Source organism: Cytobacillus sp. Hm23, from assembly GCF_051842895.1.
GTDB lineage: Bacteria > Bacillota > Bacilli > Bacillales > SM2101 > Nanhaiella.
The window spans coordinates 1-26892 of the sequence record NZ_JBPXRQ010000054.1 but is presented as its reverse complement, the minus strand read 5'-3'; the positions used below and the strand labels follow the sequence as shown (position 1 = coordinate 26892).

General features: G+C 35.2%; 29 protein-coding genes and 1 riboswitch. Of the genes, 1 reads left to right on the top strand and 28 read right to left on the bottom strand.

The features are described 5' to 3' along the window. Window positions 1-167: 167 nt before the first annotated feature. The 27 genes from ACSVDA_RS22305 to ACSVDA_RS22175 all read right to left on the bottom strand — a co-directional run bounded on the left by ACSVDA_RS22305 (window position 168) and on the right by ACSVDA_RS22175 (window position 25745). Window positions 168-983, bottom strand: a complete 816-nt coding sequence (locus ACSVDA_RS22305) for a histidinol-phosphatase (RefSeq protein ID WP_485886244.1) — start codon at window positions 981-983, stop codon at window positions 168-170. Window positions 984-1217: 234 nt separating this feature from the next. Beyond that, complete coding sequence (locus ACSVDA_RS22300) at window positions 1218-2201, bottom strand: M23 family metallopeptidase (protein ID WP_485886242.1); 984 nt, start codon at window positions 2199-2201, stop codon at window positions 1218-1220. An 89-nt stretch (window positions 2202-2290) separates the two neighbouring features. Then, window positions 2291-3529 carry a GerMN domain-containing protein gene (locus ACSVDA_RS22295; protein WP_485886240.1) on the bottom strand — a complete coding sequence of 413 codons (1239 nt, stop codon included), beginning with the start codon at window positions 3527-3529 and terminating at the stop codon, window positions 2291-2293. Further along, on the bottom strand, window positions 3507-4055 hold the full coding sequence (gene sigX, locus ACSVDA_RS22290) for an RNA polymerase sigma factor SigX (RefSeq protein ID WP_320208466.1): 549 nt from the start codon (window positions 4053-4055) through the stop codon (window positions 3507-3509). Before sigX ends, ACSVDA_RS22295 begins: the two co-directional genes overlap by 23 nt. Before the next feature lie 161 nt (window positions 4056-4216). Next, a complete protein-coding gene (locus ACSVDA_RS22285) occupies window positions 4217-4810 on the bottom strand; it encodes a cob(I)yrinic acid a,c-diamide adenosyltransferase (protein ID WP_320208465.1) in 594 nt (197 codons plus the stop codon). 16 nt (window positions 4811-4826) lie between these two features. Further along, window positions 4827-5258, bottom strand: coding sequence for a bifunctional adenosylcobinamide kinase/adenosylcobinamide-phosphate guanylyltransferase (locus ACSVDA_RS22280; protein ID WP_485886238.1), 432 nt, complete (start codon window positions 5256-5258; stop codon window positions 4827-4829). A 20-nt stretch (window positions 5259-5278) separates the two neighbouring features. After that, window positions 5279-6067: an adenosylcobinamide-GDP ribazoletransferase gene (gene cobS / locus ACSVDA_RS22275; protein WP_485886236.1), complete on the bottom strand. Its 789-nt coding sequence runs from the start codon at window positions 6065-6067 to the stop codon at window positions 5279-5281. Continuing rightward, entirely contained in the window at window positions 6064-6639 is a 576-nt protein-coding gene (locus ACSVDA_RS22270) for a bifunctional adenosylcobinamide kinase/adenosylcobinamide-phosphate guanylyltransferase (protein WP_485886234.1), read from the bottom strand. The genes cobS and ACSVDA_RS22270 overlap by 4 nt, the downstream gene beginning before the upstream one ends. Continuing rightward, window positions 6636-7712 (bottom strand): threonine-phosphate decarboxylase CobD, encoded by a 1077-nt coding sequence (cobD, locus tag ACSVDA_RS22265; protein WP_485886232.1) that lies wholly within the window; start codon window positions 7710-7712, stop codon window positions 6636-6638. Before cobD ends, ACSVDA_RS22270 begins: the two co-directional genes overlap by 4 nt. Then, complete coding sequence (gene cbiB / locus ACSVDA_RS22260) at window positions 7687-8649, bottom strand: adenosylcobinamide-phosphate synthase CbiB (RefSeq protein ID WP_485886248.1); 963 nt, start codon at window positions 8647-8649, stop codon at window positions 7687-7689. Before cbiB ends, cobD begins: the two co-directional genes overlap by 26 nt. Next, a complete protein-coding gene (locus ACSVDA_RS22255) occupies window positions 8649-10169 on the bottom strand; it encodes an adenosylcobinamide amidohydrolase (RefSeq protein ID WP_485886230.1) in 1521 nt (506 codons plus the stop codon). The genes cbiB and ACSVDA_RS22255 overlap by 1 nt, the downstream gene beginning before the upstream one ends. Next, entirely contained in the window at window positions 10135-11187 is a 1053-nt protein-coding gene (locus ACSVDA_RS22250) for a FecCD family ABC transporter permease (RefSeq protein ID WP_485886228.1), read from the bottom strand. The genes ACSVDA_RS22255 and ACSVDA_RS22250 overlap by 35 nt, the downstream gene beginning before the upstream one ends. Next, window positions 11153-12175, bottom strand: a complete 1023-nt coding sequence (locus tag ACSVDA_RS22245) for an ABC transporter substrate-binding protein (RefSeq protein ID WP_485886246.1) — start codon at window positions 12173-12175, stop codon at window positions 11153-11155. Before ACSVDA_RS22245 ends, ACSVDA_RS22250 begins: the two co-directional genes overlap by 35 nt. 303 nt (window positions 12176-12478) lie before the next feature. Continuing rightward, window positions 12479-12726: riboswitch (cobalamin riboswitch) on the bottom strand. Between the two features lie 222 nt (window positions 12727-12948). Next, window positions 12949-14724 carry an ATP-binding protein gene (locus ACSVDA_RS22240; RefSeq protein ID WP_485886226.1) on the bottom strand — a complete coding sequence of 592 codons (1776 nt, stop codon included), beginning with the start codon at window positions 14722-14724 and terminating at the stop codon, window positions 12949-12951. After that, window positions 14721-15437 (bottom strand): response regulator, encoded by a 717-nt coding sequence (locus ACSVDA_RS22235; RefSeq protein ID WP_214480097.1) that lies wholly within the window; start codon window positions 15435-15437, stop codon window positions 14721-14723. The genes ACSVDA_RS22240 and ACSVDA_RS22235 overlap by 4 nt, the downstream gene beginning before the upstream one ends. A 75-nt stretch (window positions 15438-15512) precedes the next feature. After that, window positions 15513-16685, bottom strand: coding sequence for a c-type cytochrome biogenesis protein CcsB (ccsB, locus tag ACSVDA_RS22230; RefSeq protein WP_485886223.1), 1173 nt, complete (start codon window positions 16683-16685; stop codon window positions 15513-15515). A 1-nt stretch (window position 16686) separates the two neighbouring features. Then, window positions 16687-18342, bottom strand: coding sequence for a cytochrome c biogenesis protein ResB (resB, locus tag ACSVDA_RS22225; RefSeq protein WP_485886221.1), 1656 nt, complete (start codon window positions 18340-18342; stop codon window positions 16687-16689). Window positions 18343-18354: 12 nt separating this feature from the next. Beyond that, the gene (gene resA / locus ACSVDA_RS22220; protein ID WP_214480100.1) at window positions 18355-18879 is read right to left on the bottom strand and encodes a thiol-disulfide oxidoreductase ResA; all 525 of its coding nucleotides are present in this window, start codon (window positions 18877-18879) and stop codon (window positions 18355-18357) included. A 146-nt stretch (window positions 18880-19025) separates the two neighbouring features. After that, window positions 19026-19766 carry a pseudouridine synthase gene (locus ACSVDA_RS22215; RefSeq protein ID WP_485886219.1) on the bottom strand — a complete coding sequence of 247 codons (741 nt, stop codon included), beginning with the start codon at window positions 19764-19766 and terminating at the stop codon, window positions 19026-19028. A gap of 96 nt (window positions 19767-19862) precedes the next feature. Then, complete coding sequence (locus ACSVDA_RS22210; protein WP_410628378.1) at window positions 19863-20396, bottom strand: spore maturation protein; 534 nt, start codon at window positions 20394-20396, stop codon at window positions 19863-19865. Between the two features lies 1 nt (window position 20397). Next, window positions 20398-20991: a nucleoside recognition domain-containing protein gene (locus ACSVDA_RS22205; RefSeq protein ID WP_214480103.1), complete on the bottom strand. Its 594-nt coding sequence runs from the start codon at window positions 20989-20991 to the stop codon at window positions 20398-20400. Further along, window positions 20984-22117: a D-alanyl-D-alanine carboxypeptidase family protein gene (locus ACSVDA_RS22200; protein ID WP_485886217.1), complete on the bottom strand. Its 1134-nt coding sequence runs from the start codon at window positions 22115-22117 to the stop codon at window positions 20984-20986. The genes ACSVDA_RS22205 and ACSVDA_RS22200 overlap by 8 nt, the downstream gene beginning before the upstream one ends. A gap of 244 nt (window positions 22118-22361) precedes the next feature. Further along, the gene (locus tag ACSVDA_RS22195; RefSeq protein ID WP_485886215.1) at window positions 22362-23258 is read right to left on the bottom strand and encodes a superoxide dismutase; all 897 of its coding nucleotides are present in this window, start codon (window positions 23256-23258) and stop codon (window positions 22362-22364) included. 96 nt (window positions 23259-23354) lie between these two features. Next, window positions 23355-23843: a YpuI family protein gene (locus ACSVDA_RS22190; protein ID WP_485886213.1), complete on the bottom strand. Its 489-nt coding sequence runs from the start codon at window positions 23841-23843 to the stop codon at window positions 23355-23357. A gap of 32 nt (window positions 23844-23875) precedes the next feature. Next, window positions 23876-24283 (bottom strand): hypothetical protein, encoded by a 408-nt coding sequence (locus ACSVDA_RS22185; protein WP_485886211.1) that lies wholly within the window; start codon window positions 24281-24283, stop codon window positions 23876-23878. Window positions 24284-24406: 123 nt separating this feature from the next. Continuing rightward, on the bottom strand, window positions 24407-24985 hold the full coding sequence (gene scpB / locus ACSVDA_RS22180; RefSeq protein ID WP_485886209.1) for an SMC-Scp complex subunit ScpB: 579 nt from the start codon (window positions 24983-24985) through the stop codon (window positions 24407-24409). Window positions 24986-24992: 7 nt separating this feature from the next. Next, on the bottom strand, window positions 24993-25745 hold the full coding sequence (locus tag ACSVDA_RS22175; RefSeq protein ID WP_485886207.1) for a segregation/condensation protein A: 753 nt from the start codon (window positions 25743-25745) through the stop codon (window positions 24993-24995). 178 nt (window positions 25746-25923) lie between these two features. On the opposite strand from ACSVDA_RS22175, the gene ACSVDA_RS22170 reads away from it, so the two are divergent. Then, the gene (locus ACSVDA_RS22170; RefSeq protein ID WP_485886204.1) at window positions 25924-26448 is read left to right on the top strand and encodes a DUF309 domain-containing protein; all 525 of its coding nucleotides are present in this window, start codon (window positions 25924-25926) and stop codon (window positions 26446-26448) included. A 134-nt stretch (window positions 26449-26582) separates the two neighbouring features. Here the strand turns inward: ACSVDA_RS22170 and ACSVDA_RS22165 are convergent. Next, window positions 26583-26892, bottom strand: a 310-nt coding sequence (locus ACSVDA_RS22165; RefSeq protein WP_485886202.1) for a transposase, incomplete at its 5' end; no start/stop codon positions are given.

The following is a 26892-nucleotide window of genomic DNA, read 5'->3' as shown; positions in this document are numbered from 1 at the left end:
ATTTTATCAGAAGTAGTCCTTATTTTAATTCAAAAATAATCAAAGCCGGTGAAATTTTACTCGTCGTAAAATTTCACCGGCTTTTTCATATCAGAGTTGGGTTTTGTCCCAGCCTCTTTTTCTGAGGGCTTGAACCCTACTCGTGAAACACGTTAACGGAACAATGATTAGTCTCCTAGTGTGACTTCTTTTCGTTGACCTTTTTGAAAGGTTGTAAGTGTTTTATATCCAACATCTCTTGCTAATTTGATAGCCTGATCAAAATCTCGCCCAACATCTTCAGGTACATGAGCGTCCGATGATAGTACAATTGGAATTTTTTTATCAAAACACATAGTTAATAAGCGCGGGTCAGGATATAATTCCCCAACAGGCTTACGAAGACCTGCTGTACTAATTTCCACACATGTTTTTGAATTAGCTAATGCCGATGTAGCACGATCATATTGTTCAAGTAGAAACTCTTCATCAGCAGGTACATATTTGAAAATTTTTACTAAGTCTAGATGACCGACGATATCAAATAAATTTGACTGTGCTAACGTTACAACTTGATCATAGTATTTTCGGTATGTATCATATAAATCTCTTCTGTCCCATTCTTTGCGATATTCAGCCAAATCAATACCGAAATTACCGACCCAATGAATCGAACCAATTACGTAGTCAAAATCATAGCTTTGTATAAAAGCTTCCATTTCTCTATGCTTGTTAGGAGTATAATCCATTTCAATAGACATTTTCACATCAATTCCGTCATTCCAAGCATCATGAAATAGCTGAATATAATCATCCATATCATAATAACGGCGCTCATCAACCCAAGGATTACTCAAAATATCTTTTGTTTGATAGAAGTGATAAGCGTGCTCTGAAATACCAAAATGTTCAATCTTTTTCTTAGCTGCTTCATCCGTAAATTGCTTTAAATAATCGATGGTTAGTGTACCTTTCTCTAAATGATTATGATAATCTGTAAGCATGTGATGTTCCTCCCGCATGTTTTTTCTCATTATATCCTGTCAATGAGCACGGGACAACAATAACATTATTATTAGTATAAGTGCTTTGTGAAAACTATGTTGCTATTGTCAATAAATTAGAACGACTTTAAGAGATATAGCGCACCATTATAATTAAACGAGAAAAAGATACTCGAACACTAAATTGTTACATGTTTTTTTCTTCGTACTAAAACAGTCTTACAATATAAATCGTTATCTTTCTGATACGACTAACACTTGGGATGGGTAAATGACATCCTTCGTAAGTTTATTTGACTTCTTAATATCGTCAACTGTCACATTTAACTTAGCAGCAATTGCTGGTAAGGAATCTCCATCTTTTACAATATACACTTCTTCGATATTAGGATATAGTACTATCTCTTGGCCAACATGAATGATATCCGATTGCAAATTATTCCATTGTTTAATAGAATTAATCGCAACTTCATGTTCTAAAGCAATTTTCCAAAGAGAATCATTTTCTTCAACTTTCACAGTCATTTTTTTATCCGGTTCAGCCACATCTTCATAATTTGGTTGCTGGTTTCCAATGATGATCTCTGAAGACAGCTCACCATTTTCAACATCAATTGTTTGCCATTCAATGATTTCATTACTGAATTCCATTTCGGTTATTAACCGCTTATAATTACTAGCTATCGCTTCATTAGACAGCCTTTTATTTTGCTGTTGAGAAGATTTTAATACAGATAAGGGGTCAATTGCATTTGTCTTCGCATAATTCCATTCTCCAACGTGTATTTCAAAATGTAAATGTGGGCCTGTAGAACGACCTGTACTTCCAAGTTCGCCTATCTGTTGCCCAGTTTTCACTTCTTCTCCTTCAACAACATAACGATTTTGCATATGTGCATAAACGGTCTCAATACCGTTATTATGTTTGATAAATACAACATTTCCATATGTATTAGAATAATATGATTTCAGAACAGTACCACTAGCAGCAGCCATAATCGGACTCCCAACTTGGCCAGATATATCCAAACCTTTATGTCTCCCATTTCGAGAATTAAAATTATCTGTTAGCTCACCTTCAGCAGGCCAAACCCAATTTTTTGTTAGCTCTTCTATTGACAACCCTTCAGCTTTTGCAATTCTCCCTCCAACAAATAATAACCCTATACAGAAAGCTATCATTAAGACAACGAATAAGCGTCTAAAAAAATCTAACATTTTTGTTAGCCTCCCCATTAATATATCGTTATCTTATATATGAGGACTTGGCCAAAAATAGAACAAAAAGAGAGATGAAAAAACATCCCTCAATCGTCTAAATCCATTAAGTTAGGTGCCACAGGTACTCGATTTTTTGCTAACAATTCTACATTACCTATTGAAGAAATATTTGCTCCAGTAAATGAAACAGTTTGAATATCAAATTCACGTGCAGTTAACATGATTGCATCAATCATTATTCTGTACTGCTCGGAATCACTTAGTACCGTTGTTTGTGAAAATTGAATATTAACATGAGTTCCATCACCACTAGACTCAACAGCTACTATTTCTACACCTTCAGGTATAGAAGGATTAAGATTATATTGCTTATTCACTACTGTCATATTTATTAATGCTTCTTTCAAGCTACTAAACGATTCTTCAGTAGGAGTTAAAAATGTTGGGTATTGTTCATCTGCTTGATAAAGAAGATATGCTTTCTTGCTTACCTTCTTGATCTCGCTGACAGCTCCTATATCAGTATGGCCAAATTCTACATCTTGCCCTTCTGACATGAATTTGACGGATTTGATACCCATCCATCTAAATGTTTCAGAGACACTTTTATTTAATATAGTTTCTTCAGTCGTACCCTTATCTTGTATTTGATCTAGTTGTGGAATATCGACAATAATTGATTTCCCTACTTCATTATCATCATTCACTTCAATTATAGAGTAGTCGTTAAGAACAAACTCTGATAACCCCCACTCTTCAATTGGTAATTGTGACTTCATATTTTCCATTAATTCAATACTTGATTGATTCGTATTTTCACTTAAATAACTAATTGGAATAACATTTTGCATATCCTTATCAGGAATGGCAAACGTAACGAGTGTTTTATCATTTAATTGCTCTTCAGTCACTACAAAACGACTATTTTCAACCTTCGGCGAAATGATACTCGTTTCATTCGCTACCGACCTGTCACTTATCTCTTCTTCACTTTTTACTTCTACTGATTCGGTCGCCTCAGACACGACATCTTGAAGTTCTCCATTAGTAGCATCTTGTGTTAGTTCAGTAGCTGAAGATTTATTAGAACTCTCATCGGTAGCCTGATTATTAAAGTCATTCATTAAAGGTTGCAGAAGTATAAATACAATAATTATAGCAGCAGCTGTTGCAAAGCTAGGTAAAACCCACATTACCTTCCTTTTTTTATTTACAGATGAGGATACTTGGTTATATATGGATAACGGATCACGATCGTCCTTAATTGAAGGCATTTTCCTAAGTATTTCTTCAATCCGTTCTTCATTCAACTGTGATTTTTTCATGTATGTTACCCTCCTTATCTGCATACTCCAACATATAACGTTTTAACACTTTTAGCGCACGATGTTGAGTTGTTTTCACTTTACTCTCTGTCCAATTTAACGCCTCTGCGGTTTCGGAAATAGATAACGATTGCAAATATCTCATGACAATAACAAGTCGCTGATCGACAGTACACTTGTCAAGACACTTGTACATCAGCTGAATCTCCTCATTTTGAACTGCAATTTCTTCCGGAAGAGGTGTTTGATCTCTTACTGGTTGTTTATGCCAATCAAAAGAGTCTATAATCTTTTGCTTCCAGCCCTTTTGTTTACGAAAATAATCGATCGCAACATGTCTTGCAATTGAAAACAACCAAGTTTTTTCACTACTGTTTCCTTCAAACTGGTCAGATGACTTTAACACTTTTATATAAACCTCTTGAACAAGGTCTTCAGCTTGTTCCTTGTTGCGCACCATATAAAACAAAAATTGAAAAATATCTTGATGATATTTCTCATAGAAGTTCTGGAAAACGGTGTTCATCTCTTTCCCCCCGTTTCAATGTATTTGACGTAAGTTTTATTTAAAAAGTTACAACCACATTATATTACAATTATTAAAAATACCTCTCTTAGACAACTACACTACTCATTTTAACAAAAAGGAAGAATTTTTGAAGTAAATTCTTCCTTTAATGGTATTTGCTATTTATCTTCTTTCTTTACATCCCTTATCTTTCTATCTTTAAAAACAATCGCGCTTCGTTCATACTCTACATCTTTCACTCCGTCGCGAGCATTAATTACACGTGCAATTGCAAAAAAGTAATCAGAGAGTCGATTAATATATTTTAGAACATTATCATTTATTTCATCTTGCTTTTGTAACGTCACAATTTTTCGTTCAGCTCTACGTGCGACCGTTCTAGCAATATGTATGGCTGCAGAGGGTGCTGATCCTCCTGGTAATATGAACCGTTCTAGTGCAGGGGCTTCTTTAATATATTCATCAATTCGACTCTCCAAAAATTCAACGATGTCATACTGTACCTTATAAGCCCGCTTATTGTTAATTACAGCTAGATCTCCACCACAATCAAACAGTTCGTGCTGAATTTTCTCTAATTCACTATATATATCAGCAAATGTTTCTTCCTTAAGTAACGTCATAGCTTGTCCGACAAAGGAATTCAACTCATCTACTGTTCCGTATGCATCTACTCTAACATGGTCTTTATCTACTCTACCACCAATTATACTTGTTTGTCCTTTATCACCTGATCGTGTATATAGCTTCAAAGTAATCTACTCCTCTTTATTTTATTCTTTCACTTATACCACACCAAATTCTATCTACTCTAATAGATTGTTGCACAATGTCTTGATAACACCAACCTACAATATCTCGCCATAGACGTTCTGTTTTTTCAACTGGCACAAGACCTTGAGTAATATCTGTACCGATAAGGATAACTAGATTTTCTTCAGACTCATTCTCCCAATTTAACCATTGAGTTATTTTCTCCTGCCACAAACTACGTAACTGATGATCTACACAATGATCTATGGATTTTTTTATTAACGCTTCTATTCCTTCGATAACTACGATAGAAAAACCTTCTTTTATTTCACTTGTCTCGTCATTATATCCACTTATCCAGCAACAGCTTTCCTTAGTTAGTAACTGATATGTTTCCACTACCCATTTCCGCTTTCCTTGGAAGGCACCTCCACATACAAAATGCATTGTACTTCCCCCTCATTCGATTATAATATGTAGTAAGAAGCATAAAGCCAACAAATGAGCCATAACAACGTTTCTGTTCCTTCAACAAAAGCACCTAACGTATCTCCTGTCATGCCCCCAAAATGCTTCACAATAAAAGCTCTTCCTGTAAATAAAAGAAAGAAAGATGCGATCATTAATATTACTGTAAATAGCATTGCGGTTAAATGAGTGAAGAAGTATAGCAGTACTAAAACTAAGATAACAGCAGCATAAACATAAATCTTTTCAGCTGAGGTTAGATGTTTTTTAAATGCAGCCGCCATTCCTTCGTGTTTTGCAAGTGGTGTTGTGACTAGCAAATATACCATAAACGTTCTAGATAGAATGGGTATAACTAGTAAAGCGATAGTTATAATAGAGGAACCCATAGATTCATAGATGAATAAATAACGAAAGCCAAATAAGAATAACAATGAGATCACAGCAAAAGCACCAACTCTAGCGTCACTCATGATCTCTAGTCTACGATCCTTATCTTTATAAGAAAAAAATGCATCACTACAATCCATCCACCCATCAACATGAAGTCCACCAGAAAATAAAACTGAGAAAAACATAAGCAATAAAGCCATCATCGCGGTTGATATCGGAAAGTAATGAAGGAATAACGTATGTATACTTGCTAGTAAAATACCTAAAATAAGACCAATAAGAGGAATAAATCGGACACACCATTTTCCACTTTTTGAATCCCATTGAATGTTTTTTTTAAAAGGAATAGTCGTAAAAAATTGAATTGCTAATATAAAGCCATTGATGATTCTCAACGTAATTCCCTCATCTCGTTTTTACTCTTCATTAATTGAGGAATGCCAAATTGAACAAAATAAGCTTCGTCACATGCTTGAACGATTGCTTGGTGAAGATTTCCAAGCACATACATATACATATAGGACCCCTTATCTGTAGCTACCCCACTTGAAAATAATTCATTGGATACAATGACAATATGTTTGCATTTTTCATTTAACATATAGAACGTGCTTAGAAGCTCTTGTATTAATCCCTTTCCATATTCTTCACTCGTCCAATTACACCCTTCTCTAAACAATTCATTTGCTACTAAAATCGTCAGACAGTCAATTAAAATAAGATTGCTACTTGAAAAGTTAGAAATTAGCTTTTTTAAATCGTATGGTTGTTCCCACAGGATCCAATCCCGGTTCAAAGCTATTCGATCTTGTTTGTGCCTGCTAATTCGTTCAAGCATTTCTGCATCCACAGCTTTTGACGTAGCAATATAATGAACTTGTTCTGAGTCATCAGCTAATCTTTCAACTACCTGTTCAGCAAAACTGCTTTTACCACTTCTCACACCCCCAGAAACAAATACCATCATTTGGTCTTCCACCTCATTAAAACTTCGAGCAGATAATTGTTCTCTTCTGTTGTCCGAATAGCTAATCTTATATACATACCATCAAGCCCTGAAAAATTGTACGTGTGTCTAGGTACAATCCCATTCATCAATAAATAGATTAGCAAATCTTGTTGATTATTATATACGGGGTCTTTCAGTAAATAATAATTTACAGTAGATGGAGAAACATAATAATGAAGCTTTGTAAGTTGTTGGAATACTCTCCTTCTCTCTTCATCAACCAATTGTTTTGTCTTAACAACATGAGCTTTATCACTTATGCATAATACACCTAAATGTTGAGCGATGCCGTTTACACTCCATGGTGGCTGTAGTGTCTTTAAACGTTCTATTATACTTTCACATGCAACCACATAACCTAAGCGGATCCCTGCTAAATGGTACATTTTAGTGAGTGAGCGTAAAATAATAACATGATTGTATTCTTGTATATACTTGATCATTGATATTGAAGTTTCACAAAAATCGTAAAACGCCTCATCGAAAATGACTGTTGTATGATGTATCTTTGCATAATCAATAATGTCGAGTAGTATAGCCTCATCTATTACAGTCCCAGTAGGATTATTCGGATTGCAAAGAAACATCACATCAACTTCTCTAATGAGAGTTTTAAGACGATTAATTTGAGGTTGCCAGTTATTAGATTCATTTAATAGAATCGATTCAATTTGGCATGAATAAGCGGTACAAGCAGTTCGATATTCTGAAAAAGTTGGCTCTAGTAACCCTACCTTCTTCCCAGCAAACAGTTGGGATAATAAATAAATACATTGGGATCCACCATTCCCAACAAATAGTTTTGAAGTTGGAATATTCTCTCTGTGAGAAATAGCAGAATATAGTTCACTAGACTCAATGTCTGGGTATTCAGTGACAAAGTGGAAGCTCTTGTTAAATTCGTCTTTTAAGGCGATAGGAGCTCCTAAAGGATTAGTGTTAACACTAAAATCTATTATCCTTTTTGGAGGTGCGATATTATATGCCTCGTACAGTTTTTTAGGGTTAGCGCCATGTGTTGGTACTTTCAATGAACATCCCTCCTAGAACATAGAAAATAGTACACGCTATAACCGTTCTGATCATCACTTGATTTGCCATATCTATATGCTTTACAGTCAATGCAACGATGGGTTCACCAATTGTCGCTCTATTTGATGCAACGCCCTTATAATAGTTAATCCCCCCTAACTGAACACTTAATATCGAAGCCATCGCCGCTTCTAGCCACCCACTGTTAGGGCTGGGATGTTTGCTAGCATCACGAAATAAGAGTTTCATACATTTCTTTAATGACTGCTTTGCCAATGCTACATTTGCAACAATCATTAATACTCCAGATATTCGACTAGGAACAAAATTTAATAAATCATCAAATTTCGCCGCCGCCCAACCAAATTCTCGGTATGTTTCATTTTTATAGCCAAGCATTGAGTCGCACGTATTTGCTGCTCGATACATTACAGCTAAAGGGCCACCTCCAAGTATTGCGAAAAATAAAGGGGCTGTAATACCATCGCTCGTATTTTCGGCTACAGTCTCAACGACTCCACGAACAATTTCTGATTCATCAAGCTGTATCGTATCTCTTCCAACAATCCAGCTTAATTTCTCTCGAGCTAAATCTAGATTTTGATCAGCTAAAGGTAGCTTAACTTCAATGGCGGCTTCCTTTAAACTTTTCGTTGCGATTGTTGTAAAGATAAACAGTGCCTCTACAAGCATGCCAATGACCCAATGTAATGAATATAGGTAAAATATAACTGCCGCAGAAATGACTGTTGCAAAACCACAAACTACTATGACTGTTATTACCCCTTTGCTTTTTCTGAACCTACCTTCATTTAACGCATTATCACACTTCTTAATCATCCAGCCAAAACCTCTAACTGGATGGGGAAGCCATTTTGGATCTCCTATTACAAAATCTAAACCGAGCGCAATAATAATTGCAAAGATATGCTCTATCATTCACGACCACTTCTTCTTATTTTATTATGTTGAATAGCTTTCCTTGTCGCTTTATACACAGTATGCCCAATCGCTTTACCAACAGGAGTAATAGATCCTGCATATTCTATAAGCTTATTTGTCTGAGATGCTGCAATGACAATACTATCCGTCGAGGTTCCACTTGCTATAGTTGCTGACAATGGGTCCATTATATGTTCTTCATGGAGCGCTTTTGTCTTTGCTTCAGTAGCTATCATTATCGCTTGTACAAATGCTGCTTCCGTAAGTCTACCTTCAATAAAGATCATCATATTAATCGTCCCTGGATAAACCACTTCTTCTTCTCTATGTATTGCTCTACTCACATCAACTGCATTTGATGTACCTGCGGTTATGACTGTAAATATGTTAAGGTTGTCAAGAGTAAGCGTTTCCGTAGCTACATCTTCTAATGTTGCTGCGGTCATCATGCCGATACAATCATGACTATTCATACTATGGCTTTGCAGAAATGACGCCATATCTTGTTTTGGATTGCTGCAATCATAATTTTTGTGGACGTGACGGTTTACAAAGGTACTTTTCCAACCAATTCCATCACCAATTATTGCTGAAGAAAGTGTTTTAAATGGTTGTTTAGTCTTTATAACAATTATTTCTTTAGATGTGTCCATTGATATTTGTGACATCAACCCATTTTCTTGTTGTAAAGTAGGTAATTTGGGGACGAGTGATATTAATGTTTTCGGTACTGTAGAGTGCTCACCTACAGTTAATTGTGTTCGGTATACGCTCGTTAAATCTCTTTCGTTAAGTACTTTATTAGGCGCGTCCATCGCAACCATTTTTCCATTATTCAGCAAAAGAATTTTATCACAATAAAAACTTGCTAAGTTAAGATCGTGAAAAATTGCAATAACAGTTAATTCTGATGTCTTAGACCATTGTGATAAAGAATCTAGTAAACGAATTTGATACGATATATCTAGATGATTGGTTGGCTCATCTAACATGAGTATTTCAGGCTCTTGTGCTAATGCACGTGACAAAAACACTCTTTGACACTCTCCACCACTTAAAGATGCTAAGCTCATTTGCTCCATTCCCGTTAAACCAGTTAGTTGAATAGACTTTTTTACAACGTTCTCATCTTCATCAGTCCACTGAGGGAATATCCCTCTTTGGTGAGCATATCGACCTAATTTAACTGTTTCTTGAACTGAATAATTAAATGATGCTTCAATTGTTTGAGGTAAAACCGCAATGATTTTCGCTAGCTTTTTTTGCTCATATTTTGTTATCGACTGGCCTTTTATTTTTATGTCGCCTGTATTAGCATGTAACATTCCACAAATTAATTTTAATAATGTTGTTTTCCCACTGCCATTAGGCCCAACTACACCTAAAATTTCTCCTTTTTTAACAGTGAAGTTAATATCATCCAGCACTTTTTTTTGATTATAATGATAACTAACTTCCGTTACATTAATCATGACAATATCATCCTCTTCGATTCGATATAAAAATATAAGCAAACACAGGTGCACCAATTAAGGCAGTAATGACTCCTATTGGTAGCTCACGTGGAGTAATAATTGTTCTAGCGACTAAGTCAGCAATAACTAAAAATGCCCCCCCATTAAGCATTGATAATGGCAATAGACGAATATGGTTCGCACCCCATAAAAGCCTTGTAATGTGAGGGATAACTAAACCTACAAAACCGATTGTTCCTGACACAGCAACAGCTGCACCTGTTAATAATGAAGAAGCTGCCAAAATGGTCATTTTTCGTTTTGCCACATTAACCCCTAAAACTTTAGCTGACTCTTCACCAAATGAGAATGCATTTAACTCTCTTCCATTTACGAGTAGTAATACAGTGCCTACCATATAAAAAGGTAGAATAATCTTAATATAATCCCAACCCCTCATCGCTACACTACCTAATAACCAGTTAATGATTTGTCTTAATTCTTCACCAGTAAGTGCAATCATTAAAGAAATAATAGATCCTAAAAATGAGCTAAATATAATACCAGTTAAAATGATCGTTTCCACAGACATTGTTTTCTCAACCGCCCGGGCAAACACTAATACGAGTATGAGAGATAGAAAGGCAAAAGAAATACTAAATATCGGTAAAGTAAATTTCCCTATAAAAGGGATATGAATACCAAAAAAAAGCACAATTACTGCTCCAACTGATGCTCCAGAAGATACTCCGAGTGTATAAGGGTCTGCTAATGGGTTTTTTAACAACCCTTGAAATGCAGCCCCTGCAATCGCTAGAGAAGATCCAACTATAAAAGCTAGGATCACTCGGGGTAAGCGTATTGCCATAATAATATTAACTACTGCTGTATCAAGCGTCTCTATTGATCCTAAATGAAAAACACTATAAAAAAGAACGTTTAAAATAGTAGAAAAGGGAATCGATAACGTCCCTATCGAAACCCCTAACAAAATTGAAAATATTACAAAACATACAGTAATAATATATGGTAGAACACGGCTTTTATTGATAAATGTCAGGATAGACAGCTTTTGCAAGTTCTTCTACTCCTTCAATTAAACGTGGACCAGAGATTGTTACTAAATCCGAGTTAATATCGAATACGAGCTTATCCTTAACTGCTGGTACCTCTTGCCAAGCATCTCGATTTAATACTTGTTCTACTGCATTTTCAACATAATACCCATATGTAATAACAATAACATCTGGATTAAGTAATACCGCATCTTCCTCAGTAAATTGTGGCCAACCTTCTTGATCACCAGCAGCATTTATTGCTCCAATCGCTTCGAGCATTTCATGCATAAAAGTACCTTTTCCAGTTGTATATAATTGAGCATCTACCTCTATCCAAACTACCTTTTGATCAGCTTCTTTAATTTCTGCTGATTTCTCTTTAATAAGATTCAATTTTTCTGTCATATCACTTATGATCTTGTCTGCATTTTCTTCTGTTCCTGTAACAGTGCCAATCATTTTAATTGAGTCATATACTGCTTGAAATGATGTTGCATCGTTAACAACGACCACGTTTATACCAGCATCTCGTAGTTGTTGAAGACCTTCAGTAGAGCTATGCGCACTTGAGGCATGGGCAAGAACGACGTCTGGGTTTAATGAAATTATCTTTTCAACATTAAATTTTGCTCCTCCAACCCTTTCTATCTCGGCTACTTCTGGTGGATAATTAGCCCAATCACCAACACCAACCATTTTATCACCTAAACCTAACGCAAAAGCTATTTCTGTATTACTGGGAATTATCGACACAATTGCTTGTGGCTCTTCTTCTATTGTCACTTCATTACCTAATCCATCCGTAATTGTTACTGGAAAGCTAGACTCTGCTTTATCATCAACTTTAGTTTCCTGTTCTCCGTTTGTAGACTCTGATTTATCATCAACTTTAGTTTCCTGCTCTCCGTTTGTAGAGGCAGCATTATTATTAACCTCTGTTTGACCGCAACCTACTAATAAAATGAATGATAAAATAACGATAAAGACAGTGGGGAAGTACTTTTTAATGTTTAACATCTTTTTTTCTCCTTCTTTTTTAATATGGCTGTTTTCGCAATGATTGTTGTTTTTCGTATTAGGAAATAGGAAATACACATGTTCACAACTAGAGTTTCGTGGCATCTTTTCTTCTATACAACGATGAGAATGATTTTAATCCTCTGTTGGTAGGAAACAATAATGTTTAAGAAATAAGCCTAAATAGAAATAAGCCCATCCGAATTGGATGAGCTGTTAGACGGCATCATAAATGTATTGTTATTAATAAATACACTACTCGACCGTCTCAATACTCAATCCCCGAAGAATTGAAAACGTATATAGTGCTTGGCAGGTCTACTGACTTATGCTTCATCCTACTTTGATCCTTCCCATATGGCTAACAATATGTATAATATTATTATTCCATACAGTGGTAATATCATTTCGTCCACAAATACAGTTGCGGGGGCAGTTCTAGATTCACACTAGAATTCCCTTTTAAGTCTTTATGAGAATGTTTTAAAATTCTCTTTATTCTGTAGTATAAAAGAAAAGACACCTAGCACTATTTATTTTTTAGGCTGTATACGCATTTATTATTGTTATTCATGCAAAGACGTTAAGTATAAAGCTGATTGCTTAAAATCCACTTCTATCATTCTAATTTATTAACAATAGTAACACCATATACGAAATGAGCCTCTTTAAAATTTCTTTTTCATAATACCCGATTATTAATATATTGACAAGAATAATCTGACTGCTTGTCAAAAACTTAACATGACATAATTGCGCATTTATTATTGTGGAATAAAGAATGAAAATGTAGTTCCTTCATCTATTTTACTATGAACAAAGATGTTTCCATCGTGTGCCTCTATCAAATTCTTTGCAATGGCTAAGCCAAGACCAGTACCTGAACGTCCACGCGTTCGAGCTTTATCTGCTTTATAGAAGCGTTCAAAGACAAATGGTAAGTCCTCCTCAGGAATACCTGACCCAGAGTCTTTGACGTCAATTTTCAAACCATCTTTTATAGAATTTACTTGTACAACAACAGTTCCCTGCTCATCAGTATAACGTATTGCATTATCAATTAGATTTGTTAATACTTGTTCAATCCTATCAGGATCAAACATAATTGTGTTATGTACTACGTTAATATGCACATCCAATGTAATTAACTTATCCTGTGCCAATCCTTGAAATTTGCGAATTATTCTTTGAATGTAAGGCTGAATATCTATCTCTTCTAAATGCAAATTTAAATGACCAGCTTCCATTCTAGCTAAATCCAGCAGTTCATTCACTAGCCTACCCATACGTAAAGATTCATCATATATTACTTTTGCGATATCTTTCTTTTCTTGATCGCTACTAGCAATATCATCAATGATCGCTTCACTATATCCTTGTAACATAGAAATTGGTGTTCTTAATTCATGGGAAACATTCGCAATAAAATCTTCTCGTAGCTTGTCTAACCTTCGTTCTTCAGTCATATCTCGAAGTACTGCGACAGCTCCTCTGACAAATTTATTATCATATAACGGACTCATGACGATAACCCAATTCCTACCTTGTAAAGTGATTTCTATCGTCTGTTCTTTCTCAAAAGAAACAACTTGTTTAAACAATTCTCGAACTTCTGATGGTAGTTCTTCCGTAGGCTTCTCTAAATTACCTTGCTCATAATACCATGCTTGCAAAAATTGCTCAGAAGGTGGGTTTGAAACTAAGATCGAGCCATCTTTATTAAATGTAATTACACCATCAACCATACTGCTTAAAATACTAGATAACTGCTCTTTTTCTTGACTTAACGCGTTCATATTATATTTTAATTGTCGCTCCATTTGATTAAAAGCAGTCGCTAAATCACCAATTTCATCATTCGTTAAAATCGGTACTTTCGTATCAAACTTCCCCTTTGCCACTTCGAACGCTGCTTCTCTCATTTTAAGCAGTGGAGAAGTTATTCTAGTTGACAAGAAAAAAGCAAATATTGTCGTTAAAACAATTGCGACTCCCGCAGCTAAAAGTATTAGTTTAGTTGTTTGGTGCGATGTCTCTTCTACAGCCCTTAATGACTGATATATAATTACTGCGCCATTTTCTTCGTTAGAAACTTTTAAAGGTGCAGCAACTAAAAACAATTGGCTGTTTTTATCTACTGGAGCTGTGATTTCATGTAAGTATTTCTTTTCGCTTATTACTTCCCTGTTTGTAAACACCCTAGCTAGTTGTTTATCATTAAAGATCGATGATATTGGCAGGTTTTCTAGTACATTACTATCAGGTGAATACCAATAATTTTCTTTATCATATACAATAATGACTTTCGTCATCTCATCAATTAATTCCCATGAAATATTCCGTGCTAATTGTTTATCATCATATTCTTCCATAATCGAGGCTATTTTGGTCGCTGTTTTTGTTAGATCATTCTTTGCCTCATTGACATGATAATTTTCAAAAAACTGGAGTAAAAGGACGGTTAGAATTGATAATACGAATGAAACTAATAGCAAAATGGTAAACCATAATTTCCCTACTACACTTCGCCAAAGTTTCATTCATTGGTTACCTCAAATTTGTAACCCACACCCCAAACAGTTACGATCATTTTTGCTGCTTCTTCAGAAACACGATTTAGTTTTTCACGTAGACGTTTTACGTGTGTATCAACAGTACGTAAGTCACCAAAAAATTCATAGTGCCAAACTTCTTTTAATAATTGCTCTCTATCAAACACTTTATCAGGAGCCTTGGCTAGAAAATAAAGAAGCTCATACTCCTTAGGTGTCAGACTGACCTCTTTCCCATCCGCAGATACACGATGTGCATCATTATCAATAGATAAATGAGGGAATACAATTACATCTTTTGTAGTTGTTTCAGTTTGTAAATAAGAAGTCGGTGAAGATCTTCTTAACAATGCCTTGACTCTAAGTACAACCTCTCTCGGACTAAATGGTTTAACGATATAATCATCTGTCCCAACTTCAAACCCTTGTACACGATTCACTTCTTCACCTTTTGCAGTTAGCATAATTGTAGGTGTCGCCTTTTTCTCTCTAAGTTCTCTACATACTTCAATGCCATCCTTACCAGGCATCATTAAATCTAAAAGAATGAGGTCATAGTCATTTTCAAGAGCTTTAAGTAAACCATCATTACCGTTATCTGCTTCTTCAATTACGTAATCTTCACGCTCCAAATACATCCTTAATAGTCGTCGAATACGTTCTTCATCATCAACAACTAATATCTTAATTTCTCTTTCCATTTGTCTCGTCCTCCTCAGACAATGTTTATAGTTGAAATTGTTAACGTATAGGTTTATGCGTATGTGTCTTTATGATTATGCGTATGAATGTAACCCTGCAATGACTAAGTTAACAGCAACTAGATTAAACATAATAATGGCAAAACCAATTACCGCTAACCATGCTGATTTTTCACCGTGCCACCCTTTAGAAAGTCTTAAATGTAAAAAGGCTGCATAAAAGAGCCACGTAATAAGCGCCCATACCTCTTTTGGATCCCATCCCCAAAAACGATTCCATGCTATTTGCGCCCAAATCATCGCAAAGATTAGCCCGCCTAATGTGAAGATTGGAAACCCAATAGTTACTGCACGGTAACCTATCTCATCCACTAGATCTAAGTTAACATTTTTCACAATAGGCTGCAATGCAGCACCAATTCTTTTCCGGAGTATTAACCTCAATATGCCGTATATAATTAATCCTGTAATTAATGATAATAGTAATGTATTTAATTTTTGTGCATCGATTACGGCAGGCATACTTATTAATGGCTCAAAGCGTTCAGCTGTAAGAAGCTCCCCTTGATATGGTCCAACTAAAGCTGGAAGTTGATAAGTAACCTCAAGTGGCTGTTCACTTTTGTCAACATATGAGAATGTCGCTTCATAATCTAAAACCTTAAACCCACTAGTAATGGTAATAAAACCTATTGTACTTACTAAACTATACAATATTAATTCAAGCCAAAATGTACGTTTACTTTTCTTCGATTGATCTACTGATCTAACTAAATAAATTAACCCAGCAGCAAAGCTTACTGCAAGAATTGCTTGACCTGCTGATACAGTAATAACATGTATGTATAACCAGTCACTTTGTAACGCAGGAATTAAAGGAGAAATGTCAGTTGGAAACATACTAGCATATGCAATAACTAGCATAGCTATTGGTAGTGTAAACAAACCGAGTACACTAGCTTTATAAATAATATAGATAAAGATGAATGCACCGACTAACATCATTCCAAAAAACGTAGTAAATTCGAATAAGTTACTGACTGGCGCATGTCCAGCTACAATCCACCTCAAAATAAAATAACCAAGCTGTGACACAAACCCTAAGATCGTAATAATAATCCCAATTTGTGCCCAACGGTTTTTTTTATTATCGCTGCGTTTGTTGCCTATTGTCCCTCCAAAAAAAACTGTTGCAATTAAATATAATAAAAAAGCAATATATAGTAAATTACTACTTAATTCTGCCATATTAATCCCCCTTTGCCTGCTTCTTACGATCTTCTACTTGATCAACTGGCATCACGAGCTGAGTACCCTCGATAATTGATGTAATGTCCTTTTTCAAACTAAACCAATTTTTATTCGTATGTCCTGCAATATAAATCAAATCCCCTTCACGCTTAAACCAAATCCGACGATGATTCCAGTACATCCCTTGGATAACACCAATCATAAATATTGCTCCACCTATGGCTATAATAGCTAATGAAAAATCACGCCTTACAGTTAGCCCTGAGACATTTACCGTTTCAATTCCTGAAAAAGCCACCTTATATTTATTATCTCCATTAGGCTCAATATTTTGTCGTATTGCAACAAAGCTTCTTTCACCTTCTGGAGTATCAGGTGTATACATTTCAAATACAAAAGCAGGATTATTAGGAATTTTTAATTTTGTATCAGGTTCACCATTACTATTTAAATAGTAATCCGGAAAGTATTTCAATAACTTTACTTGATAACCTTCACCTAAATCATACTCTTCCTGGGGATTATGAAGGTCTATCGTTAATTCACCGAGGCTTACATCCTCATTTTCTTTTTCTACTAATTTAAAGGACATTTCACGAAATTCATTTAATTTAAAGTCTGCCTGGTATAACGCATAATGGTCATATTTTAGAGGTTCATTCACACGGATAGCAAAATCTTTGATTTTTTTGAGCTCCGGTTCCGCACCTGGAATAAAATCACCGACACGTTCATATAACGTAACATCAGTTTGATAGTTTTTTGCTAACACCCCATCGCCAATTTTCGCTAACGCATCTTCAAAAACATCTTTTTCAGAGTCTTTTTCATAGACATCTAACTTAAAGCCATGACTTTGTAAATAATATTTCCCATTCGTACCTGGGATTTCATTAGTCTCTCCATCACGCATCCATAATGACTTATCAATATAGACCCCTGGTACCGATCGAACGAGTACACCTATTAAAAAAATGATGAGTCCAACATGATTTACATATGGCCCCCACCGTGAGAACCTGCCCTTTTCAGCAAGAATATTACCATTTTCTTCACGGACATTATACCTTTTCTTTAATAGCTTCTCTCTCACTGTAGCTAACGAATTTTCACTACCTTTTAGTTGAGATTCACTATAAAGCCTTTGTCTTTTTAAAAAACTATGATGTCTTGAAATACCTTGTTTTTTTAATGCACGATATAATGGAATCACTCGATCTAAACTACAAATAACGAGAGAAATACCGATACTCCCTATTAAGATTAAATACCACCATGAGCCGTATAACTCATGAAAGCCTAATTCGTAATATAATTTTCCTGTCACCCCATACTGAGATTCATAGTATGCTGCTGGATCAGCCTTAGCTGTATTCGGTATATACATTAATTGCGGATAAATCGTTCCAAATGCTGAAGCTATTAAAGTAATAACTATTAACCAAACACCAACTTTTACAGAAGAAAAGAAATTCCATATTTTATCAATTACCGTTTTGTTATATGTTTGTGAACGCCTTGCGCTACCATCATAGCGCATATCAACTTGCTTTTGCTCTTCATTATTAACATTATCAATCTGCCTTCCACAGGACTCACATAAAACCGTTCCATGCGGATTTACGTGTCCACATTCACACTTAACGTTTTCCATTTCTCTAACTCCCTATGGCATGATGCTTTCCATGTATTGTTTAACATCACTTTCACTCATGGTTTTGTTTACAATATCAACAACTTTTCCATCTTTGTCTATTAAAAAAGTTGTTGGCAAATTCCCAACGTCATATGCATTCATCACTTGGCTGTCTTCATCAATTACAACTGGAAATGTTAATCCGTGTTTGTCGACGAATTTCTTCACGCTAAATTCAGACTCATCAATATCAACTGCAATGATTTCTACGCCTTTATCTTTAAAATATTGATATTGATTATTCATGTAGGGCATTTCAAGTTCACATGGTTTACACCATGTCCCCCAAAAATTCAAAAATACCCCTTGGCCTTTGTAATCGGACAATCGATGTGTGTTGCCTTCCAAATCTGTTAACACAAAGTCTGGCGCTTGATCTCCCTTTGCAACCGCTTCCTTTGTCATAAATATATTTGAGTATAGGGCATATCCGAGGGCCGCCAACAATACAACTAAAATGACGGTTCGCATAATTAACCGTTGCTGTTTTTTCATGATCCCAATCCCCCTCCTAGGGACGATATAAAATCCCCCTGCATCCTGCTCATTCACTTACCTAGTATAATCCACTCCACATTATATCACTAAATAAGTTTTTCACAGTGTTTACATTTTGAATGTTGTGTGACAGATTCATAAACTTAATAAATATTTTTTTTATTACCAGTCTTCGCTACCGAGCGTAGCTGTTTCACCTCATGAGGAGAAAGCTCACGTGCATCCCCCGTATTTAACCCTTTCAAGTCTAAAAAGGCATATTTTTCACGTTTTAACTTCATTACATCATGACCGATCGCCATTAGCATTCTCCGAACTTGTCTATTTCGACCTTCCCTAATAATAATTTGGACGATTGAAGTATTTTTCTTCTTATCAATTGACTTAACTTTCACTTTTGCCGGTAAAGTTACTCCGTCATCTAGACGAATCCCCTTCTCAAGCTTTTTCACATTTTCACGAGTAGGAATACCCTTTATTTTTGCAACATACTCTTTCTCGATCTCGTATTTAGGATGCATTAATATATTTGCAAAGTCACCATCATTTGTTAGCAACAATAACCCTGATGTATCATAATCCAAGCGTCCAATAGGATATATACGTTGTTTTAGATGAGGAAAAAAGTCTGTGACAACTTTTCTTTGTTTTTCATCTGACACACTGGAAATAACACCTCTTGGTTTATATAGTAAATAATAAACAGGTTCTTCACGCTCAATCGGAATCCCATTCACTTCAACTTTATCATGTGAGCTAACTTTCGTTCCAAGCTCCTTAACTGTGCTATTATTTACACTTACTTTTCCATCTAAAATTAATCGCTCTGCTTTTCGCCTAGAAGCAACTCCTGCTTGTGCAATTACTTTTTGTAGTCGTTCCATATTAAAATTCACCTCGATAACATCTTACTTGTTTGAACATCTTTTCACAAGTTTTCAGAATAAAAAAAATAAGGCGCTACTCTATTGAGATGCGCCTTAATTAGCAAAAATGATTGTTACAACGATGATTGCCGCGATGATGCCACATAAATCAGCAAGCAGACCAACCTTTAATGCATCACCCATTTTCTTAATTCCTACTGCTCCAAAATATACTGTGAGCACGTAAAGAGTTGTATCGGTACTCCCTTGTAACGTCGAAGCTAATCTTCCAATAAAAGAGTCTGGTCCATACGTGCCAATTAAGTCTGTGGTCATCCCTAATGCTGCAGTTCCAGAAATCGGCCTCATTATTGCGAGGGGAATAATTTCAGCTGGTACACCTATCCCTTCTAATAATGGCCTCATCATCCCTATAAAATAATCCAACGCTCCTGATGCCCGAAAAATCGATATTGATACAAGCATCCCTACTAAAAATGGAATGATTGAAAATGCAATTTTGATCCCTTCCTTACCACCTTCAACAAAAACTTCATACGTTGGGACTTTTTTTACCGTAGCAACTATTAATATAAAACAAATAAGAAAAGGGATGAACCATAAAGATACTAATGTAAGTGTGGCCATATCATTTCCCACCCCTTCTTAACCTTCTATAATAAAAATAGCGGTCTATTAAAATTGCACAAATAGTTGAAAAGAAGGTGGCAATTAAGGTTGTCCCGACAATTTCAGTTGGTTTTGAAGATTCATAAGTGATTCGTATAGCAATAATGGTAGTTGGAATTAGCGTAAGGCTAGATGTATTGATTGCTAAAAAAGTTATCATTGAACGGCTAGCTACATCTTTATCACCGTTTAGCTTTTTTAACTGTTCCATTGCTTTTATCCCCATTGGGGTGGCGGCATTGCCTAGACCAAACATATTTGCCATCATATTTGATAATATGTAACCCATAGCGGGGTGATCAGCAGGAACTTCAGGAAAAAGCCTACTTACGAGTGGTTTAAAAATTTTTCCCAGCTTGTCTAACATCCCTGCCTCCTGAGCAATCTTCATTAATCCCAACCAGAACACGAGAATGCTAATTAGTCCAATACAAATTGTCACCGCTTCTCTAGCACCTTTAAATATTGCTTCATTGACTTGTTCAATCGTTCCATTTAGCAATGAAAAAACGATGCCAACGACTGTCATTAGAACCCAAATAATATTAACCATCTGAGTTTACTCCAATAATCATAGCAAACACTTGTGAAAATATCGGCCACCATGACTTTTTCGATTTTCTATTCCCATGATCATAAAAAATTGGAATTTCTTCGATCTTATCATCACTAAGGCTAATCACTACTTTACCTATAATCGTTGGAACGTCTTTATTTTTTTTCCAAGATTTTTGAGGCTTTATAAGCTGTACAGCGACATTTACTTCATTTTCTTCTTCTTTATTTAAAGGATAAAGAACATCTCTTTCCACAAATATTTTATTTTTATAAAACTCATCCTTGACCTTTTCCAAGTTATCCTGGCCAAATATATTAATAAGATTATATTGATCGAATCCCGTTTCAAACATATTAATATGGTCGTTCCAGTCATTCGAATTTGAATCTAAAGTAACTGCTATAAGTTCTAAGTCATTCTTTTCAGCTGTCGTCACTAAAGTACGATTGGCTCTTTTCGTATATCCGGTTTTACCACCAGTTGTATAGGAATACATTCCAGTCACTAGCTTATGTTTGTTCTTCCATGCTTTACTTTTATATGTTGGATGGTAGAGCTCAGTCGCGAATAGTTCTCGATATGTTTCATTTTCCATTGCATATTTCGTTAATAATGCCATATCATACGCAGTTGAATAGTGATTCTCGTGATCGTCCAATCCATGAGGGTTCGAAAACTCACTGTTTGTCATACCAATCATTGCAGCTTTTTCATTCATTAAGAAATTAAAACCTTCCACACTACCACCAACATGTTCAGCTATTGCGACGGCTGCATCGTTTCCAGAGCGAAGCATTAAGCCATATACTAAATCTTTTAATGTTATCTGATCACCTAGCTCGAGATTTATGGACGACCCCTCAGTGTATATTGCTCTTTCACTAATATCCACTATGTCCTCAAGTTTTCCAGACTCAATAGCGATTATAGCAGTCATTATTTTTGTTATACTTGCTATTCGCATCTTTGTATGCTCATTTTTCCCATATAAGACTCTACCTGTTTCTTGTTCAATAAGGATAGCACTTTTGGCACTTACGTCATTATTCGCAACTGCTGCTTGTTGATTAACTGATAATAATAAAACAATGATTAATAGAAATGTCATCCATTTTCTCATGCATACCATCAAATCCCCGTCCCTTTTTCCCGAGATTTTTCTATGAGAGGATATAAAAAAAGCCTATCCTCGTATTGAACCCGGACTAATACAAGTGTATGCAAGACAGGCTTCTATATGAATAAAAATTCGGAAAAACGCTAGTGCCTCAATCCATTAATAAACGATGAAGATAGGTTCAAAGATGTTTTACTTTATTATCTAAAAAAATGAAGGATTCTTTATTATTTTAAGCTACTTACAATTAATACGGATCCCATCGTAAGCTTCTCGCATGTTCAAAACGTTCATCAATATCATTCCAATTCACTACTTTCCACCAATTATCCACATAAGTCCCACGGTCATTATGATATTGCAAATAATAAGCGTGTTCCCAAACATCTAAGACCATAATTGGAATCGTATCCCATTGTGTATATAACTGATGTTTTTCAGTTTGTAGAATCGCTAGCCTTCTCGATCGAGGTGACCATACAACGATTGCCCACCCTACACCTTCTACAGCTTTGGCAGCTGCTGTGAAATTCTGTACAAATTGTTCAAGACTACCGAAATCTAAAACAAGCTGTTTTAATAACGACCCTCGAGGACTTCCGCTACTATTCGGTGTCATATTATTCCAAAATATCGTGTGTAAATAATGTCCAGATCCATGAAAAGCCGCTTCTCTCTCCCAATGTAAAATAAGAGAGTAATCATTTGACTCTCTTGCTTTAAGAAGCATTTTTTCTGCCTTATTAAGTCCATCTACATAACTTTGGTGATGCTTATCATGGTGTAAACGCATAATTTCTTCGGAAATATAAGGCTCTAAAGAATCATAGTCATATGGCAATGGAGGAAGCTTATGCTCTCCTATGGGAACGCGATCATTAAACGATTGCCTGCTATATTCACTTTGTGGTATGTTTGTTACTTCGCGATGTAAGACCAGCACTTGATCATGTATCTGTGTTGCTTCCTCTTTTAAAATTATTCCATCTCTATTTAGATTTTCTTGGACCTCTGAGATTACATTTTGAATCCTTTCTTGTAGACTAACATTATGAACATTACTCTTATTTAAATGGGCTAATACATCCTTTCCCCATTGTGTAACATCACTCATATATCTTCTATAGTTATTAGTATCGTTCACACATTCACTCCTTCCTACTCCAACATATCGTATTCAAAAATAGGCTTAATGTGAAAAGTTAAATATAAAAAAGAGGTGGCAATTGCCACCTCAAGCTTATTTTGATTGAATTATTTTTGTATGATAATCAGTTTCATAATATTCTAGTTCTTCTCGAATCGTTTGAAAACCTTTTTCCAAAGATGCTAACAGTTGTTTAATAGAAGATGGGGGGACTTCTCGGAATCTAATTGAGTTATTCCCTGTGTAAGCTGAACGACTATCTTCATACCATAAATCTTTTTTAGGTGAAAAGAACTCTTCAATACATTGATGATATATTTTATAAAGTGTTTTCTCTGCCGCAGCTTTTCTAAATGGAACATTTGATAAGACAATTCTACAAGCTTCAAGCCCTTCTTCACAATACACAACTAATCTTCTAATTTCTGATAAAATATCTTCAAAATAAACTTGGTTTTCCGGAGTTTCTTGAAGTAGTGTATGAATAGTTATGCCATTCAAATACGTTGTTAATGTGTTGACTGTTTTACTTAAAAATTCTTCAACTTCTACTGTTTGTGTTTGTACGATACTGTTCCCCATCATAGCCCTCCAAATTATTATTAGTATATTTCTTAACTAAACAATAACGTTGAATCGACCTTATATCCTTCATTATATTCAATCGACTGAAATATTTCTGGAAGTTTTTCAAATTGTACGTCCTTAAAATATTCTACAAATTCATTAATATTATTTATATATACGCGTTTACGTGAAAGGAATTGTGGTTTTTTTAGTAAACAAATTAATCCTACAATATCTTTGAAATGGATGTCTTTTTCCCCTATTGTAAAAACAGGATCACTGTTGTAGGGTGTGAATTCACTTAAGCGTTCATCAAAATAACGAATATATAGCAAATGAAATGTTCTTTCTTCGCCATCTTCAACAAATGTAACCTCAGATCGATTAAAAAAGTCTTCTGATGTGTTTGGCTTCTCCTTTTCTAGCTCATAACCATTACAATTTTTTATTAGCATACAGCCCACCATCCCATATGTGCAATCGTCAACATCTTGTGAAAAAAATAGTTATTTTACATCCATCTTAACATACAAAAAAAAGAGTGTATATTATGACACTTGAATCTATGACTAACTTATTTACTCTATTTCTTGAAATTTTTCAAAAAACAAATCGGCTTCTTCTTGTACGGATTCATCTTGAACTTGCTCAGGTAATGGTGGGAGCTCTTCAAGAGTTCTTAAACCAAAATACTCAAGAAACTCTTTTGTTGTGCCATAAAGAATGGCTCTCCCAGTGCCTTCAACACGACCTACTTCCTTAATTAACGCCTTTGCCATTAATGTTTGTAGTGGTCTTTCTGTTTTCACACCACGAATTTCCTCTACCTCTGTTCTTGCAATCGGCTGACGGTAAGCCACAATGGCTAATGTTTCTAATGCAGCTTGTGAAAGAGATGTTGACGCAGGAGACTCTACTAACCTTTTTATGAAGGCTGCATGTTCTTTTTTTGTCGTCAGTTGGTATGTATTAGCAACTTCTGAAACAAGCAATCCGCGTTTGTTATTTTTATATTCTTCCTGTAATTCAATAATAATGTCATGAGCAACATTTTCGTCAATTTCAAGAACTAGCGCTATTTGCTTTAACGATAGTCCATCATCACCAGCGACAAAAAGCAGCCCTTCTAATACAGCTTTCCACTCGACAATATTCATTGCCAAATCACCTTACCTTACTTGCTAAAAAAATTTCATCAAAGTTTTTTTCTTGTTCGATATTAATCGCATTTTCCCTCATCAATTCTAAAATGGCTAAAAAAGTAACAACGATGTGCCCTTTATCTTCATAGGGAAATAGTTCAAAAAAACTTTTCCTTCCTTTAATTGACGATAACTCTTGTATAATTTCTTCCATTCTCTTTTCAATTGGAATTTCTTGACGAGTTATTTTCGTATGGAGTGGCTTTTGGAGCTTTTTCCTACGTAATAGTTTTTGAAATGCTGCGAGCATATCGTATAAGTTCACATCAAGTGGCTGACTCTTTACCTTAGTATCTTTTACAAATTCATTTACATCACTTGGTGCTTTAGTAAAAACTTTGCTACGTTCTGCTTCTAACTCCTTTAAGTCTGTCGCAGCTTCCTTAAATTTCCTATATTCAATTAAGCGATTGATTAACTCCTCTCGAGGATCTTCGGTGATATCGACCTCAACATCCTCATCGAACAACTCCTCTTCATGTTTAGGAAGTAGCATCTTACTCTTGATTGCTAATAAAGTAGCAGCCATAACTAAATACTCACTAGCAACATCTAGCTGTAATTCTTGCATTGTATGAATATAGAACATATATTGTTCTGTAATTTTCGCTACTGGTATATCATAAATCTCTATTTCTAATCGATTAATCAAATGCAATAAAAGATCAAGCGGTCCTTCAAAAGCATCAATTTTCACATTATATTGCACTTTCATCCCACCAACATATCATCATACTTCATTCAGTATTTATATAGCTTAACACTAACGCATAGTATAGAACAAACTAAATTTTTATCCAATACTCTTTTATACGGTGCTTTTGCTACATACTATGATACACTATTAACAAAAAAATGGTGAGATACTTTGATAAATAAGGAGTGATAAATTCTTGTATCCAAAAGCTTATATAGATTATTTAGTGTATTTCCATGGGGATCGTGATTATTTCGAATGCCATGAAGTTCTCGAAGAGTATTGGAAACAAACAGACAACGATATAGTTTGGGTTGGGTTCATTCAAATTGCTGTCGGATTATATCATCATCGAAGAGGTAATTTCAAAGGTGCTCAAAAAATGATAGCAAACGCTATTGCTATCTTAGAAGCTCAAAAAGATACTGTCGAAAAGCTAGGTATAAACCAAAAAACACTATTAACAACTTTACAGTCGCAACTGAATGCTATTATCGCTAATGAGCCTTATATAAGTATTAATTTACCAATTCAAGATGAATCATTGTTAACTACATGTAAAAATGCATGTAGTGAAAAAGGCTTGACATGGGAAAAAAGTAGCGATTTAACTAATAATTTTCTTATTAATAAACATACTTTACGTGATCGTACCGAAGTTATTAAAGAAAGAGCTAATCAATTAGCCAAAAGAAAGAAAAAAAACAAAGGCTCTTGTTGAATAAAAATTAAATGCATATGTGTTTAAATTCCAAAAGAGGCTGGGACATAACTAGCCTCAAAAAATGTAAAAGGTGAATTTGAGCGAGCTCAAATTCACCTTTTTCTATTTAGAGTGGTAGTGCCTCTATTACCTTATTTGTTGGCAGTGAGTTTTCTTAGATTCACTGCCATTAACGCGAGGCCAATTTCGTTTTCTACCTTCGATTTTCCACGTACAGAAAATCGAGAGAAGCACAAATTCGCCTTCAAAAATCCAAAAACTGGTTCCACATCGATTTTTCGTTTTCGATAGATGGCACTCGTTTTCTCTTCTAAAAGCTTCGCTCTTACATATTCTTTTTGCTGTTCCCATTTTTCATTCACCATTAGTTTTCGATTGTTGCCTTCTTTTGCTTTTGTGCATAATGAACGGAATGGGCATGAGGAACAATCTTCACACTCA

Coding starts and splice junctions, on each gene's coding strand:
- ACSVDA_RS22300 (WP_485886242.1), bottom strand. CDS start 2,201: ATGTTAGATTTTTTTAGACGCTTATTCGTTGTCTTAATGATAGCTTTC.
- ACSVDA_RS22185 (WP_485886211.1), bottom strand. CDS start 24,283: ATGCTAATAAAAAATTGTAATGGTTATGAGCTAGAAAAGGAGAAGCCA.
- sigX (WP_320208466.1), bottom strand. CDS start 4,055: ATGAACACCGTTTTCCAGAACTTCTATGAGAAATATCATCAAGATATT.
- resB (WP_485886221.1), bottom strand. CDS start 18,342: ATGGAAAACGTTAAGTGTGAATGTGGACACGTAAATCCGCATGGAACG.
- ACSVDA_RS22175 (WP_485886207.1), bottom strand. CDS start 25,745: ATGAAAGTGCAATATAATGTGAAAATTGATGCTTTTGAAGGACCGCTT.
- resA (WP_214480100.1), bottom strand. CDS start 18,879: ATGAAAAAACAGCAACGGTTAATTATGCGAACCGTCATTTTAGTTGTA.
- ACSVDA_RS22270 (WP_485886234.1), bottom strand. CDS start 6,639: ATGATGGTATTTGTTTCTGGGGGTGTGAGAAGTGGTAAAAGCAGTTTT.
- scpB (WP_485886209.1), bottom strand. CDS start 24,985: ATGAATATTGTCGAGTGGAAAGCTGTATTAGAAGGGCTGCTTTTTGTC.
- ACSVDA_RS22295 (WP_485886240.1), bottom strand. CDS start 3,529: ATGAAAAAATCACAGTTGAATGAAGAACGGATTGAAGAAATACTTAGG.
- ACSVDA_RS22200 (WP_485886217.1), bottom strand. CDS start 22,117: ATGAGAAAATGGATGACATTTCTATTAATCATTGTTTTATTATTATCA.
- ACSVDA_RS22305 (WP_485886244.1), bottom strand. CDS start 983: ATGCTTACAGATTATCATAATCATTTAGAGAAAGGTACACTAACCATC.
- ACSVDA_RS22215 (WP_485886219.1), bottom strand. CDS start 19,766: ATGGAACGACTACAAAAAGTAATTGCACAAGCAGGAGTTGCTTCTAGG.
- ccsB (WP_485886223.1), bottom strand. CDS start 16,685: ATGGCAGAATTAAGTAGTAATTTACTATATATTGCTTTTTTATTATAT.
- ACSVDA_RS22280 (WP_485886238.1), bottom strand. CDS start 5,258: ATGCATTTTGTATGTGGAGGTGCCTTCCAAGGAAAGCGGAAATGGGTA.
- ACSVDA_RS22205 (WP_214480103.1), bottom strand. CDS start 20,991: ATGGTTAATATTATTTGGGTTCTAATGACAGTCGTTGGCATCGTTTTT.
- ACSVDA_RS22190 (WP_485886213.1), bottom strand. CDS start 23,843: ATGGGGAACAGTATCGTACAAACACAAACAGTAGAAGTTGAAGAATTT.
- ACSVDA_RS22210 (WP_410628378.1), bottom strand. CDS start 20,396: ATGGCCACACTTACATTAGTATCTTTATGGTTCATCCCTTTTCTTATT.
- ACSVDA_RS22240 (WP_485886226.1), bottom strand. CDS start 14,724: ATGAAACTTTGGCGAAGTGTAGTAGGGAAATTATGGTTTACCATTTTG.
- ACSVDA_RS22235 (WP_214480097.1), bottom strand. CDS start 15,437: ATGGAAAGAGAAATTAAGATATTAGTTGTTGATGATGAAGAACGTATT.